Here is a 15,166-nt window from a genome sequence, read left to right as displayed (position 1 = left end):
ATTAATGGGATAGGAAATCAAAACTTGCGATTTGTAACCGAATAGACTTACTTTACATTTTTTTGATAAAAGGGAGACTGCTTACCCTGGGTAAAATAATCTAATTTCAATCATTTGCGGGAGCAAAATATAGATCAGGATATAAAGTTCAAAAGCGAATAGCTATTGTTTGATTCAATATCGAATGGATGAGGTCTTAAAGCACATGGACACCCATCCTCAATGGATATTAAATGGGCTCTGCGTTTTCTTTTTTGTTCTATGGTAAAATAGAACAAAAAAGGATACCCATAACTGAATATCCTTTTTGCTTAATGTTATTATTCTGCAACAATTTTTCCTTGCATTACACCGTAATGGCCAGGGAAACTACAGATGAAAGGATAAACTCCTTTTTCAAGCGTAAATGTAATTTTATCTGTTTCACCAGGACCTAACAATTTCGTATGGGACACGATGGAAGATAATGCTGACTTTGGAATATACTCATCGGCTACCGCTGCCGCTGCTTCTGCTCCGAAAGTTGGAAGATCAACACCCGGTTTAAGGATAACAACGTTATGCCCCATAGACTCTTTTGGCATGGTACCCGCATTTTTGAACGATAATTCAACAGGCTCACCAGCTTTGACACGGAATAGATCCTTGTCAAATTTCATCTGATCATTACCTTCCAAAGATAAGCTGTTGGAAATAGCTACGTTTTCAATGCCAGGGACTGTTTCTGTCGCTTGGTTTTCTGTTGAAGTTGTCGTTTCTGTGCTAGCTGATTTGCCCGACTTCTCACTGTTTCCGCCACAAGATGCAATTGATAAAGCAACTGCAACTGCTGGTATCATAAAAAGTTTTTTCATTATTATGTTTTGTTAATTCTTTAAAATTAATGATTTCATTGATAAATCGAAACAATCATTTCAATTTTGACAATAAAGCATCAATTGTTTTATATAATTTGATAGGATCAAATGGTTTTCCAACAACTTCATTTGCGCCAGCATCCATCGCTTCCTGTTGTTCCGCTTTTAATACCGAGGCAGAGATGGAAATGATAGGCATATTGGAGATTCTTGGGTTAGTATGACGACGTATTTCTTTAATTGCTTCAAAACCACTCATTAGGGGCATATGTGCATCCATAAATACCAGATCTATCTTTTTTTTATTGATTTCTTCCAATGCAAGCTGTCCATTTGTTGCCAGCGCAATCTCACAATTCCAACTCTTGAGGATATTGGCCAACATAAAACTATTTAACTCATTGTCTTCGGCAATAAGGATCATTGGCGAATTGAACTTCGGTAACTCGGTATAAAGCACTGGTGTTTCTTTTTCTTGAGGTTTATCTTGTATTTTATCAAAGTTGCATTCAAAAGAAAATATGCTTCCTTTACCATATTCACTTGATGCGAATACTTTTCCATTGAGAAGGGCAGCGATGCGTTTTACAATTGCCAACCCCAGGCCCGTGCCACCAAATTTTTTGGTGATGCTGTCTTCTCCCTGCTCAAAAGCAATGAATATTTTTTCCAATGCTTCTTCGGCTATACCGATACCTGTATCGATGACTTGAAACTGCAGACAAATCTGATGATCGGTTTCTGTTAGAAGCCGGATTTTTAATATTACCGATCCCAGCGCCGTAAATTTAAAACTATTGGAAATAAAATTGGTCAGAATTTGTTTTAAACGAAGCGGATCAGTCAAAAAATAACTGTTTATTCGATCGTCCACATCTATATTGAAATCTAAACCCTTATAGTTTGCCTTATCGATGAATAGATTATTCAGGTCATCCGTAATATCATGTACTGAAGTTGATTCCATATTAAGCTTCATCATGCCGGAGTCCACCTTGGATAAGTCTAATATATCATTGATGATGGTTAATAGGTTTTGAGACGCCGAATCCAGTTTATTGATCCAATTTTCCTGTTCAACGGTAAGCTGTGAATTTTTTAGCATTTGGGTAATTCCCATGATGCCATTGATCGGGGTACGGATTTCATGACTCATGTTGGCCAGGAAAGTCTCCTTGGATTTGCGCGCTAATTCAGCTTCCTCTTTTGCTTTAAGAATTGCTTGTTTGGATTCTTCCAAAGCAATGTTTTTCTCTTTAATTTCCTGTTGTATCAACAGTTGCTGGACAAAAGATTTGACTTTCGCTATGGTAGCTTCCGGATTAAGAGGTTTATACAGGTAATCCACAGCCCCACTGTTAAGTCCTTGAATAAGGTATTTATCCTCTTTCGAGATCGCCGTTACCATGATTGGAATAATGTGATTCGTTTTTGGATTTTTCTTCAAAAAAGTAACAAATTCAAATCCATTGATTTCGGGCATCTGTACATCGACCAGAGCAAGATCGATATCTTCTTTCCAGCAGATTTTTAAGGCTTCGTTCGGATCCGTGCTACTAATTATATTTACAAATTCGATATCCTCCAGCAATGCTGTGAGGCTGATAACATTTTCAATTTTATCATCGACGATCAATATATTAATCTTCTTCATTATATCAAATCTAAATACAACCTTAGGTCAATTGCATGATGTAATCTTTTATTTCGCTTATTGTTAAAATCCTATCTTGCGCATTTAATTCTATTGCTGCCTGAGGCATAATCGGCACTTCAGCATCAAGAGGATCCTGCACATAGGTTTTTCCGCCGTATTTTTTTATCATTAACAATCCTTGCGCTCCATCTTGGTTGGCTCCAGAAAACAAGATGGCAGTACAGTTTTGTTTGTAGACTTCGGCTGCAGATTCGAAGGTTACATCAATAGAAGGTCTCGAATATTGAACCGGTTCGGAGATATCTAAGGAAAAGCTATAATCGGGCTCAATGAGTAAATGATAACCTGCGGGAGCAAAATAAATCGTTCCATCCATAATAGTTTCCTTATCATCTGCAGTTTTTATCTTCTGCAATAATGCTTTCGATAATGTATCTTCAATACTCGATGCATATTTAGGATTTCTGTGCACGATCACGATGACCGGTATTTGGATCGGGCGTTCTAATGCCTTTAGGATATTTAGAATAACACTAAACCCGCCTGCAGATCCCGCTAATAAAAGAATTTTCCGTTCCATTTCGATCTAGCCTATTTTTTGATAAATATTGTGCTTTTTGTTTATAACCTTAAATTTTGCAGCATTCTTGTAGTTAATCAGAGACTCCTTTGCACCCAAACATAAAAAACCGAGATGACAGAGTGAATGGTAAAACAGGTCGAGGACTTTTTCCTGAAGATTTGTATCAAAATAAATCAATACATTACGGCATGTGATCAATTGAAACTCATTGAATACGCGATCGGAAACCAAGCTATGATGGGAAAAGAGAACATTCTTCTTAAGGCTATTATTTATGGTGGCAGCATTGTACATTGCTGTATAATATTCGGATAAAGAACTTTTGGGCTCTGTTTTTATGAAATTCTCAGAATACTCTTTCACTTTTGCCAAGGAATAAATGCCCCTTTTGGCTTTTTCCAATACTTTTGTGTTGATATCTGTTCCGTAGATAAACGAGCGGTGATAAAGGCCAGCTTCTTTTAACAATATGGCCAGGGAGTACACTTCTTCCCCTGTAGAACAACCCGCACTCCAAAATTTAATATGAGGATAGGTAGCCAGGTAAGGAAAGACCTCATTTTTTAGCGCTTTGTAAAACTCCGGATCTCTAAACATTTCAGTCACATTCACTGTAATTTCCTGTAGGAGATAGGTACTGAAACCTGGCTGATTAATTAATTTGGATTTTAATTCGACCAGATCTAGCTTATTGAGTTCCATAACTCGGGTGACACGCCGCTTTAAGGATGACCTCGTATATCCGGACACATCATAACCGTGGAGATTTTTGACAAGGTCAATAACTTCCTCTAACTCTTCAAAAGTAATCATTGCTGCTATTTTATTGCCTAACTCAACCATACGCGCATTAGGGATATCAATTTATCCACATCAACCGGTTTACTAATATAATCGTTTGCTCCCACAGCAATCGTCTTCTCGCGGTCACCTTTCATCGCTTTCGCCGTAACAGCGATAATTGGGAGGTTCGAAAACTTTTTGTTTGCCCTTATTTTCTCAATAGCTTCATAGCCGTCCATAACAGGCATCATAATATCCATTAAAACAAGATCAATATGCTCATTACGCGCCAATATATCCAGGGCCTCCTGCCCATTATTTGCAATCTCTATTTTCATATCATAACTCTCAAACGCAGTACTTAAAGCGAATATATTCCGCATATCATCATCGGCCAACAATACGGTCTTCGTTGCCAGATTGTTCTGCGCAAGTATGGATGAATTGTTGTTAAATGAATGGTATTCCGTTTTACTGGTTCGGATTTTATTTAAGAACAAATTGACTTCGTCAATCAGCCTATTATTGGATTTGGCTGATTTTAATACCATCGCCTGACTGTGGTGTAAAATTTCGGATGTTTGTTCAGGACTTAACTCCATGGCGGTATTAATAATAATCGGCAGATCTTTAAATTCACTGTTGGCCTTGATCTCATTGAGCAGTTCGATGCCTGATTTATCCGGTAGGTTTAGATCCATAATAATACAGTCGAAGATTTTTTCCTGCTGCAATAGATCGAGTGCCTGCTGTGCATTGAATGCCTGAAATATTTGAATATTTTGTTCTTCAAGAGATTGCTTGATAAAATCACTTTGAATTTCCTGATCTTCCACCAGTAAGATTTTCTGAATAGGGTAACTTGTTGAGGCTTTAATTTTCAGAAAAGTCTCTGCCAGAGATTCTTCAGAGACAGGCTTGGACATAAATCCAATAGCCCCTGCAGATATAGGTTCGTCATGGAGAAATGTTCCTGCAGACATCATATGCACAGGTATATCTTTGGTTAGGCTCGCTTTTTTGAGGTTACGCAGTACTTCCCAACCATCCATTTTGGGTAACATTATATCTAATATGATTGCTGCCGGTTTTAGGTTTCGTGCTTTGTTGAGCCCGTCCTGTCCATCGTAACTGATGTAAACATCGTAGCCATTTTGGATTGCATAATCTTTTAGGATGTCTGCAAAGATGAAATCATCTTCGATAATTAAGAGTTTATTGTTGCCACTGCCATTGTCAACCGCCTGATCCTTTCCAATTTTTAGATCTTCTACTGGAAAATATGAATTTGGTGTATTTTTTTCAGTGATAGGTAGTGCTGTGATTTTATCTTCCTGAGATTCTGCTTCCAATGGCAAACTGAAAATAAATGTACTTCCTTCGCTGACTTTACTGTTTAGTGTGATTTTTCCCTTTAATAGGTTAGCGATCTCACGGCATATAGATAGGCCGAGTCCTGTGCCCCCATATTTGCGGCTTGTTGAACCGTCTTCCTGTTTAAATGCATCAAAGATAAGTTCTTGTTTCTCTGGAGCAATTCCTATTCCATTATCCTGGACTCTAAAATGAATCTGCTCTCCCTCGACATTGATCTTGAGCGATACGGTACCATGTTCGTTTGTAAATTTAAAAGCATTCGACAACAAATTTTTTAGCACCTGCTGTATACGATGCTCGTCACCGATAAATTCTTGCGGCGTATCCCCATCAATTTCAACATTGAATTGGATAGCCTTTGATTCAGCGGTATCATGGAAAAAATCTTTGATATACTTAGCTAGATAATTCGTGTTGATACGCTCTTTTTGAACTTCGACTTTTCCAGATTCTATTTTCGCCAAATCTAACAACTCGTTGATCAAGTGCAGGAGGTCCGAACCTGCGCTATGGATGACCGAAGCATATTTAATCTGGTCGTCATTCAGATTTTTCTTTTTGTTGTCCTGCAACAATTTAGCAAGTATGAGAATGCTGTTCAGTGGCGTTCTTAGTTCGTGGCTCATATTGGCCATGAACTCAGATTTGTACTTGCTTGATAATTCAACTTCTTCTATTTTCTGAGCGATGGCTTTTCTTGCTTTCTCCAGATCTTCATTTTGAGCGAAGAGCAGTTTTGCCTTTTCATCCAATTCATTGTTTGTCTGAATAAGTTCTTCCTGTTGTACGCGTAACTCTTCTTCTGAAGCTTCCAGCAAATGGGTTTTATGGATTAATTCTTCGTTAGTCGTCCTTAATTCTTCCTGTTGTGCCTCTAGTTCCTCGGTTTGCTGTTGAAGTTCTTCATAAAGATCGGCGAGCTTACCATGCGTTTGCGCGACTTTAAGAATGACAGCGATATTGCCTTTTACTTTATTTAGGAAATTGACCCGCAACTGTTCCTCCCTTTCATTTACAAGTGGGCAGCAGATTTCCATCAATGCAACACAATGATTTTCATATGTAAATGGGATAATGTAGATGTCAGTTTCGATCCTATTGGATAATGAAGTTTCTAAGACCAGATGAGCGTGATCAATATCTTTGATTTTTATGACTGCATTCTTGTTTGCGACATCACCTAGGATACCCTCGTTTTCCTTAAAGCTCTTTTTTAACTGTTGCGTAGCAGGAATGCCTATTTTATGACATAATTGATATTCCAGATAAGTATCATCAAATATATACATCGTACCACCCAATGCTTTTGTCATTTCGGTAATGGCATTTAGGCTGATTTCTGCTATTTTTTTATCACTGTAATCGCCTCGCAGCTGTTCGTCAATATGATTTATGGCATTTAAAATCCAGTTATCATTATTGGTCTGATCTTGTAAGCGTTGCAGTTGACTATTTGATTCTTGTTGACTTTTAACCGTTGCGCTTAATACTTTCGAAATTGAAAAAATTTTGGCTAGGATATAAAAAAAGCCGCTTAAACCGATCGCAATAAATAAGTAAGTAATATTTTGCGCTAGCTGTAAATCGTTTCCGGACTTCTCCAGTCGATCCGCTCTTTGATCAAGAAGGTCTCTGGACAATAAATCAATTTGGTTTAAAATAGCTGTTTTCTGCTCGTGGATGTAGGGAGCTAAAGTGGCATTGTTCGTTTTGGCGTATGCGATATCTTTTTCAAAATCATAGAATAGTGCAATTTCCTTGCGGAGCGTCTCGATTGCATGTGGCGAAACTACGTAGAATTCATCAGACTTATTAATGGCTCTCAATAATCCATCCGTCTGTTTTCGTTCGAGGTGGTAGGGAATAAATAATGCAGGATCTTGTTTTGTGAAAAAGTGAAGTTTAACATCGTTGACTTCATCAATATTGGCTCTAACCTCATTGATTATATTAAACCTATTTTCGGCTATTCGAACAATATTACGCTCGTTATCCAAGATATGATGCAAAGAGATAAAAAAGTATAGGGCGGAAATAAAAATAAGCAAAAAAGAAATTATCACTCCTATGGTAATTTGCAGTCTATAGTTCTTTTGATCCATGCGAGAATGAGTTTAATGAATTTTGGTCGCCCAACTATTGTTCATTTTTCTATAGGTAGTTTTCCTGACATTACCTGGGAAAAAAGATATATGTAAAATAACAAAAAAACTTGCTATTCTTAAAATAGCCCCCAACTATCGATAATTAAAATTATGTGGCGAAACGAAGCAAATATCTTAATAAAAAAACAAAACCCTGATGATGGGCACCAGGGTTTGTTACTAACCAATTATAAACCTAAATTATGAAAAGACTTTTTAAGGGCGGCCAAACTAAATTAGTTGCCGTGTTTTTTGCTCTGAAAAACTAAGTTGATTGTTTTTTTAATCTTCTGCAACTACTAACAGATTTATCTGTTTCAATAGTGCTGTTAGTGTTTTCATAGCGAGATAACCTTTAATTATCTTCTACAAAGATACGGTAAATATCAGGTTCCATCCAAATGTTTTTTATAATAAGTTGCTAATACAACTATGTTGTGACAAATAAATGATACTTTGTCTTATTTGAATAAATTGCTGACTGAAATTTCACTGATAAGCATATAAAAGTGTAATCGTATATTTAATGGAAATGCCTTATTTTTACAAAAATATATTTTAATGGTACTGACTGAATTTAGAACGATAAAAGGATTTGTACTGGATGTGGATGGGGTGTTGACGGATGGAACGGTACAAGTGAACGAAGCGGGAGAACAACTGCGGACGTTTAATATCAAAGACGGATATGCAATGCAATTGGCGATCAAAAAAGGTTACCCCATCTTTGTCATTACCGGTGGAGCTTCGAGAGGAGTTGAACGACGTCTACAGGGCTTGGGGCTTAAAGAGATTCACTCCGGTGTGGTGGACAAACTTTCAAAATTGAAACAAGTAGCAGAGAATTATAGTTTAATGCTCAGTGAGTTGATGTATATTGGGGATGATATCCCTGATTTTAGCTGCATGCGATCTGTGGGGCTGGCTGTTTCCCCAGCTGATGCTACGGAAGAAATTAAGAAGATATCACATTACGTTTCTGGGGTTAAAGGCGGAAAAGGGGTTGTAAGGGAACTGATCGAAAAAGTACTTAAAGTGCAAGGGAATTGGTATGAGGATGAAACGATAAAAAGCATTTAATGATGTTAGAAAATTTGAAAAATAAAACGATTATCCTTGGTTCCCAGTCGCCCAGGCGGAAACAATTATTATCAGGATTAGGCATTGAGTTTGAAGTGGAGGTACGGGAAACAGATGAATATGTTGATCCTAGTCTCTCTGCTCCTGAAGCTGTCCGTCAGATTGCATTGCAGAAAGTGAAAGCTTTTACAGACAAATCAGATTGTCTGGTTATTTGTGCAGATACCGTGGTCGTATCGGCAGCAGGAGAAATTTTGGGAAAACCCAGGACCGAGGCCGAAGCTAAGCAGACCTTAAGGAACTTATCCGGACAGAAACATTTGGTCATCACTGCAGTTGCTTTACAGTGGCGAGCCGTGGTACATTCCTTTGTTGAAACGACATCAGTCTATTTTCATCACTTAGATCAGGATGAGATAGATTATTATGTCACGCATTTTTCACCACTTGATAAAGCTGGATCTTATGGTATCCAGGAATGGATCGGTTTAATCGGTATTGAGAAGATTGAAGGTGAGTATAATAATGTTGTGGGATTACCAACAGCGCGGCTCTATCAGGAGTTGAAGAAGTTAACATAAAAAAAGCGGCTTAGCCGCTTTTTTTATGTTAAATCAGTACTATTTTATGAAATAACGTACCCCGGTATAAAACATCCGACCTGTTAAAGGTCCCCATAACATCGAGGTATCGAAGTAATTTCCAAAAGGCTGATCTGCCGCAAGGATAGGGGTTTTCTGGAAATAGTTTGAAAGATTTTCGCCACCTAAATAAACAGTGAAGTTTTTATCCTTTCCAAATGTTTTGCTGATCTGCGCGTTCATCGTAGCATAGGTTTTAGATTCGCTTGGCATCTGATACTCAACAGGGTTATCCATTGTCGACGGTATACGTTTTGACCCAACAACATTTAAAGTATAATCCAAGCTCCATCCCGAGTGATGATTATACGCTAAATTAACAAAACCACGGTGTTTAGCTAACAAAGGTTTGGTTTTCCTTCCACTCTGAAAGTCGGTCTGAACATCCAGTAAGCGGTAGGCCCATCTGGTTTCGAAATGTGGGGCAGGCATAAACCGGAATTCGGTCTGCAAGCTGTTTGAAAATGATTTTCCCGTTAAGTTGTAAAAACTGATTTCTCTTGGATTTTCATAATCGACCACAACCTGATTGGAAAAGCTGTTGTGAAAAAATTCGACAGAGGCGGAAGCTTCTCTTCCAAAGATGCGCATGTTTTGATCTACCGCTATTCCTGTGTTCCAGGATACTTCCGGCTGCAGACCGTAAGCTTTATTATATATATCCTGGGACTGAATGATCAGTTTTCTGCTACTGGCCAAAACGGCAGTGTTTTCCGCAAAGATATTTGCTGTACGCTGGCCTCTACCGGAGCTTGCACGGAATGTGGTTCCGGCAATAGGGGCGTAGCGTAAGTTCAACCGTGGAGTGGTAAACCATCCATACAATGAATTGTAATCCTGACGTAGGCCTACTACTGCATCAAATTTTTCGGATGGACTGAAGGTATATTCTGCAAATGCACCTGAAACAACCTCTTTACGTTTGAAATTTTGATCTGTCAAATACCATTCATCGTAGTTATCGTAGTTGATGGAGGCTCCAATACGATATTTATGGGCTACAGTTCCTATAATATCCTGGAACAATAGGTTTGCATAACCATTCTGTTGCTCAGAATTGTAGTTTTTTAGTCCAAAATAACTTTTTTGATTGTAGTTGGAACCTGCCAATTGTAGGCCGATGCTGCGGTGTTTGTTTTCCGGGAAGACATAACCGATTTTAGCAAAACCTTCAATACGTTCGATGTCAAAACCAAGACCATAACGATTTGTTGTTCCCTTATCCGTTTTTTTGTCAAAGTCTATTTGCCCTCCGGTACGATCATCGTTTAAATACTTGACACCAAACTGAACCATCAGACCTTTACCATTCTCATACAGCCAACGGTTCACGCCCGAGAAAAGATTACCAACGGGCACATCCCTAAACCCATTGTGGCTAAAGTTCATGGATTTATTGTACATAAAGTTGTCATGCAATAACACTGAAGTCGACCAATGTGCACCTATTTTTTGTGAAAGGTTTAAATTCACATCAGTACGTCCCATGTTATTGGCATAAGCGTTAAAAAACAGCCTCTCGGAATTTTGTGGTTTTTTCAGTTCAACATTGATCTGACCGGCCATACTTTCGTAACCATTGGCTACAGAACCTACTCCTTTGGCAATTTGAATAGACTCAATCCAGGTACCAGCGATAGAATTCAATCCGAGTGGCGACGCAAGACCGCGTGGTCCCGGTAAGTTCTCCACCGTCAATTGGGTGTATATACCGCTTAGGCCCAGCATCTGAATTTGTTTACTACCAGTGACCGCATCGGCACTGATCACATCCACAGAGGCGTTGGTCTCAAAGCTTTCACTTAAATCGCAGCATGCGGCTTTAAATAGCTCTTTTCCTGTCAGAACTTCCAGCCTTGCAGGTGTCATACGATCAATATAATTGGACCGACGTGTTCCTTTGACTTCAACTTCCATCAAGACATTCCCTTTGGCTGTAATCATAACAACCTCATGTAGGTCCTTAATCGTAATTGTATCAGATTTCATACCGACGTAACTAACGACCAGTTTGTCAAAACCTTCTTTGTGTTCTAATTTAAATACGCCATTTTCATTACTTTGGGTGTTTCTGCTCGGCAGATTCGCCCAATGTAAATTTGCGCCAACGATAGGTTTTAGATCCCCTTTTTCATTCTCTTCGACAACAACACCTGTCACGGTATGTGGATGATCATGATGTCCAGCTTCGGTAGGTACTGCCTTTTTTTCGGGAACTTGTCCGTTTTCCAATCTGGGGTACATACAACATTCATGAAGCTTTGCATAGGATTCGTCACTTGCAACCAGATTGTCTACATCGTGTCCGACTTGGGCAATATTCTTTTTGATTGTTTCCAGTTCAATTTTTTGTGCATTGTATTTCAGATGTAGCAAATTATCGCTCGCATTCCAGACTGCGCTTTCAACACCTTGTAATTTTGCAGCGGTTTCTATCCTTTTTTTACACATCGCACAATTTCCCGCTACAGTAAGCGTTCGGGTGCTATCGCTTTGTGCTTGCACAATTGCGAAGGAGAATAACAATAAGAGGGTTGTTGTATATATTTTTTTAAAAAATTGATTCATAGTTTTTTGATAATGTACGGGCTAAAAAAAACGTGCATAGCATGTAAGGTCGAAGGTAATTTCTTCGACGTGTATTTTGATTAAAAATCAAAAAATTAGGAAATCAAATTCTGAAACTCTGGTTGAGAATAAATACAGCAGGACTGTATCTACGTAGGAAGGTGTTCTGATTTGTGCTTAATTTGGATGAACTATCCTCATCTGCAGAAAATTGGTAATAATCATATATCCAGTGAAGTGTAATAATCGCCGGAGAAAAATGATTGAAATTGAGTGTCTGAGATAATCTGTTGAAATCATCTACCTTTTGGGCAGCGATGGTTACGTCCTTGCAACTACCTTCCTGATGACAGTGGTTCTGCTGTTTTTTTTCTGACTTGGCACACAGCGGACAATGGACCGTTTGATCTTGGCTTAATGATACACTTTGTGCTTCTCCTTGACAGAAATGCAAATGTAGGGTTGCACCGCTTGCTGTAAGCAAATAAAAAAATAAGCCGATAAACAATGCGATTTTCCTCATCCTGACAAAAGTAGAGAAAATTTGTATTTTTTTTTTGTAATATTTTGGATAAATGTTATAACTTGTACATAAGAAATGAAAAACCAAAAATTACCGTTATGATGTGTCTATTATTTATTAACTCTATCAGTTTATATTTATTAGCTGTTTTTTTGATTGTTGGTGCAGTTTTACTGTACAAAGGATTTTACCACCTTATTCGTCGTATACAAGAATAATATCGAAAATTCACGCTATTGTCGTGGATAATTTATGAAAATAAAAAATTTCAGCCTTAATGATTTTTGATTTGAGAATCACAGATAATCGAGGCTATTCTTTTTATGAATAACCTCGACTTTATATTGTTGCTATCTGCTTAATAAAGGATCACTTTTTCCGATTTTCCCAGCTTCTATACGACCAGCATATTGCTCTTGGAATGCACTGTAATCTTTGCAGCTAATGCGGAAATCATACCAAAAACTCTGTTTGGAAAGATCGAACGAAATTGTTGTTGACTCACCACTTTTGAGTTGGACTTCTTTTTTGTCCTTCCCATAGCTGAGATCTTCGATTAGGAGACGATGAGTTCTACTGTCTTGATTAATGCAGGTAAACAAAAGACGGCCCGTAAAGGAGTTTTCGTCTTTGCTTTTTTCATAAGTACAACGGATTTTAATATTTGGATGTTTGGCCTCGCCTTTAAACATACGGTAAAACCCATTTGGTCCGTGTATATCGAGCTGGAATAATCCGTTATCAAATGCATTGATAGACCAATTGTCTGATAGGCTGTCGCCTGCTGATACAGCGTAGTTACGGGAAGTTCCAATCTCTCCCTTATAGGGCATGCTATGATATACCGTAAAAGGAGCACCTGCAGTGCGTTTACCAAACATTTTATTAGATGCTTCAAATGTCAATTGATACTTTCCATCGGATAGATATTCCCCATGCGTATAAAGCTCATAGGGTAATGCACAGGAGTCGCGAAGCCCTTCTTCCTGTTTTGGAAAATAGGGCGAGCCGATGGGATCTTTCTCGATCTGTTCGATCTCATCGGCAGTTAATGCCTTGAATCCCATCGGAAGACCTTTAAATTTTGCCTGATGGATTTCTTTGATAAACGGTTGACGTTGCAGTACCAATGGCTTTTTGATTACCTCTCCATGATAAGGTCTAAAAACAGAGGTGAGATCTCCACAAACGGTACGTCGCCAGCTGCTGACATTGGTTTCTTTGACTTCTTTATTGACTTTGTGGCTGATGAATTTCTCTAAAAACTGTAAACTTGAGGTATGGTCAAAAACCTGTGAGTTTACCCAGCCACCTCTTGTCCATGGGGAAGCAATGATCAGCGGGACGCGATATCCGAGACCTATATTACTTTCTCTGCCACTTTCTGGATAATACTGTTCATCACGGCGGACAAATTCCAATTTGGGGTCTATGTCGGTAGATACCTTACCGCTATCGGCTTCGTAGGGATTAGGGGCCGTAAATGGAGCGAAGTGATCAAAATAACCGTCATTCTCATCATAGGTAAGAATAAAGATTGTCTTTTTCCAGACTTCTGGATTTTGTGTGAGGATATCCATGATTTCACTCACATACCAAGCCCCAAACCAAGGCGAATCAGGATGGTCTGAGAAAAGCTGCGGCGGTGCAAGCCAGGAGACAGTAGGGAGTTTCCCCTCCTCAACATCTTTTCTAAATTGATATAAGACATCGCCTTTCGGGATTTGTAGCTCCCGTTGCTGGTCACCCTCCTGATATTGCATCGTCTCGAGCTCCATGTAATCAGGTTGCGCACTATTATTCACAAATGCACGACGATGGATATCTTTTGTTCGTTCATCAAGTTTTTCGAAGTTTTCTGCGCTGTATTGTTGCTGCTCTTCTAGCACATGTTGATGTTCCTTATGCAGCTTATCAAGCTTATCTTTGCTTGTCGTTGCGGCTATTTGCTGTTCCAGTTCTTCTTTTTTCCGTGCAAGTAGTTCTCTATAACGAGGGCTATATTTGACCTGATATTGTGGGAAGTATTCCATGGGATTGCATCCAAAATTCGCTAACCAACCATTGGCTTCGCCACTGTATCCGGCACTGCTTGAAGAAATCTCATTTTGGTATATTTTCCAGTCTACGCCAAGTTCCGAAAGACGTTCCGGGAAGGTTTTCCAGTTTGCTTTACCACTGAATTCTGAATCACCGTTCCATACCAATGCCTTTCCGTTTAGATTTTCGCGAATATTAGCTGTCCAAAAATAGAGTCTATTGGGGTTTGTACCTGTAATACTCGAACAGAAATGTTGATCACAGATTGTAAAAGAATCCGCCAGTGAATAATAGAATGGAATATCCTCCCGGATATAATGTCCCATCGTTAATGGAAGTTCTGCGAATTCTTTAAATCCCGAATGCTTGACGTCTAGCCATTTGTTCATCTTTCCATTGTTTCGGGCATCGGTTTGATCGGTCCAGTTATGGGGCAGACAGCCCATCCAGGTAATCTTTGAATCCTTAATGTCCAATCTGAAAGGGGCATATGTTTCGCCTGTTTTTTGCGTCTGTAACCATACTTTGTGTCTGTTTGGCTGACGGATTGCCCTCGGATCATTGAAGCCCCTCACGCCTCGTAATGTGCCAAAAGCGTGATCAAAAGATCTATTTTCCTGCATCAGTAGAACCACATGTTCGGCATCATAAAAGGTGCTCCCCAAAGCTGGGTTGATGGCCATTGCTTTTGCAATAGCGGAAGGAATAACCTGTGAAAGTGAGGCTCCTCCGGCAAGCATGGCCGCCTTTTTTAAAAAATCTCTTCGTGTGTCCATATGTTAGTTTATTCGGTTCGTCATACATCAAAAACGGATGCTTTTTCAAATATTGGTTTTTATGAGGTAATTATAAAATACAAAGCGTTCAGTGAAGGAATTGTTACCTTCGACTGAACGCTCTTTTAAATCATCAA

At 38.9% G+C, this 15,166-nt stretch carries 10 protein-coding genes; 2 read left to right on the top strand and 8 right to left on the bottom strand.

What is annotated here, in order from left to right; genetic code table 11:
* Window positions 1-320: 320 nt before the first annotated feature.
* The 5 genes from ACK8HY_RS17840 to ACK8HY_RS17820 form a co-directional block, all read right to left on the bottom strand.
* Window positions 321-839: a plastocyanin/azurin family copper-binding protein gene (locus tag ACK8HY_RS17840; RefSeq protein WP_416134376.1), complete on the bottom strand. Its 519-nt coding sequence runs from the start codon at window positions 837-839 to the stop codon at window positions 321-323.
* 70 nt (window positions 840-909) lie between these two features.
* Window positions 910-2,511, bottom strand: coding sequence for a response regulator (locus ACK8HY_RS17835; RefSeq protein ID WP_416134375.1), 1,602 nt, complete (start codon window positions 2,509-2,511; stop codon window positions 910-912).
* A 22-nt stretch (window positions 2,512-2,533) separates the two neighbouring features.
* Window positions 2,534-3,094 (bottom strand): chemotaxis protein CheB, encoded by a 561-nt coding sequence (locus ACK8HY_RS17830; protein WP_077437865.1) that lies wholly within the window; start codon window positions 3,092-3,094, stop codon window positions 2,534-2,536.
* Window positions 3,095-3,100: 6 nt separating this feature from the next.
* On the bottom strand, window positions 3,101-3,910 hold the full coding sequence (locus ACK8HY_RS17825) for a CheR family methyltransferase (RefSeq protein WP_077438036.1): 810 nt from the start codon (window positions 3,908-3,910) through the stop codon (window positions 3,101-3,103).
* Between the two features lie 17 nt (window positions 3,911-3,927).
* On the bottom strand, window positions 3,928-7,359 hold the full coding sequence (locus ACK8HY_RS17820; RefSeq protein ID WP_416134374.1) for a response regulator: 3,432 nt from the start codon (window positions 7,357-7,359) through the stop codon (window positions 3,928-3,930).
* A 603-nt stretch (window positions 7,360-7,962) separates the two neighbouring features.
* Between ACK8HY_RS17820 and ACK8HY_RS17815 the strand changes: the two genes are divergently transcribed.
* Both ACK8HY_RS17815 and ACK8HY_RS17810 read left to right on the top strand, forming a co-directional pair.
* A complete protein-coding gene (locus tag ACK8HY_RS17815) occupies window positions 7,963-8,481 on the top strand; it encodes a KdsC family phosphatase (protein WP_077437863.1) in 519 nt (172 codons plus the stop codon).
* Window positions 8,481-9,062 carry a Maf family protein gene (locus ACK8HY_RS17810; protein WP_254846272.1) on the top strand — a complete coding sequence of 194 codons (582 nt, stop codon included), beginning with the start codon at window positions 8,481-8,483 and terminating at the stop codon, window positions 9,060-9,062. Before ACK8HY_RS17815 ends, ACK8HY_RS17810 begins: the two co-directional genes overlap by 1 nt.
* A gap of 39 nt (window positions 9,063-9,101) precedes the next feature.
* On the opposite strand, the gene ACK8HY_RS17805 is transcribed toward ACK8HY_RS17810, so the two are convergent.
* From ACK8HY_RS17805 to ACK8HY_RS17795, 3 genes are all read right to left on the bottom strand, one after another.
* Window positions 9,102-11,690, bottom strand: coding sequence for a TonB-dependent receptor domain-containing protein (locus tag ACK8HY_RS17805; RefSeq protein WP_416134373.1), 2,589 nt, complete (start codon window positions 11,688-11,690; stop codon window positions 9,102-9,104).
* A gap of 103 nt (window positions 11,691-11,793) precedes the next feature.
* Entirely contained in the window at window positions 11,794-12,213 is a 420-nt protein-coding gene (locus tag ACK8HY_RS17800) for an HYC_CC_PP family protein (protein WP_416134372.1), read from the bottom strand.
* Window positions 12,214-12,563: 350 nt separating this feature from the next.
* Window positions 12,564-15,029 (bottom strand): phosphocholine-specific phospholipase C, encoded by a 2,466-nt coding sequence (locus tag ACK8HY_RS17795; protein ID WP_416134371.1) that lies wholly within the window; start codon window positions 15,027-15,029, stop codon window positions 12,564-12,566.
* Between the last annotated feature and the right edge of the window lie 137 nt (window positions 15,030-15,166).

The organism is Sphingobacterium sp. NGMCC 1.201703 (assembly GCF_047784615.1).
Lineage (GTDB): Bacteria > Bacteroidota > Bacteroidia > Sphingobacteriales > Sphingobacteriaceae > Sphingobacterium.
The sequence above is the reverse complement of the archived record's forward strand: the minus strand, read 5'-3'. Positions and strand labels throughout refer to the sequence as shown.

What these genes read in the sequence shown, in the direction of transcription:
- ACK8HY_RS17815 (WP_077437863.1), top strand. Translation starts at nt 7,963, where the DNA reads ATGGTACTGACTGAATTTAGAACGATAAAAGGATTTGTACTGGATGTG.
- ACK8HY_RS17795 (WP_416134371.1), bottom strand. Translation starts at nt 15,029, where the DNA reads ATGGACACACGAAGAGATTTTTTAAAAAAGGCGGCCATGCTTGCCGGA.
- ACK8HY_RS17800 (WP_416134372.1), bottom strand. Translation starts at nt 12,213, where the DNA reads ATGAGGAAAATCGCATTGTTTATCGGCTTATTTTTTTATTTGCTTACA.
- ACK8HY_RS17835 (WP_416134375.1), bottom strand. Translation starts at nt 2,511, where the DNA reads ATGAAGAAGATTAATATATTGATCGTCGATGATAAAATTGAAAATGTT.
- ACK8HY_RS17840 (WP_416134376.1), bottom strand. Translation starts at nt 839, where the DNA reads ATGATACCAGCAGTTGCAGTTGCTTTATCAATTGCATCTTGTGGCGGA.
- ACK8HY_RS17805 (WP_416134373.1), bottom strand. Translation starts at nt 11,690, where the DNA reads ATGAATCAATTTTTTAAAAAAATATATACAACAACCCTCTTATTGTTA.
- ACK8HY_RS17830 (WP_077437865.1), bottom strand. Translation starts at nt 3,094, where the DNA reads ATGGAACGGAAAATTCTTTTATTAGCGGGATCTGCAGGCGGGTTTAGT.
- ACK8HY_RS17810 (WP_254846272.1), top strand. Translation starts at nt 8,481, where the DNA reads ATGATGTTAGAAAATTTGAAAAATAAAACGATTATCCTTGGTTCCCAG.
- ACK8HY_RS17820 (WP_416134374.1), bottom strand. Translation starts at nt 7,359, where the DNA reads ATGGATCAAAAGAACTATAGACTGCAAATTACCATAGGAGTGATAATT.
- ACK8HY_RS17825 (WP_077438036.1), bottom strand. Translation starts at nt 3,910, where the DNA reads ATGATTACTTTTGAAGAGTTAGAGGAAGTTATTGACCTTGTCAAAAAT.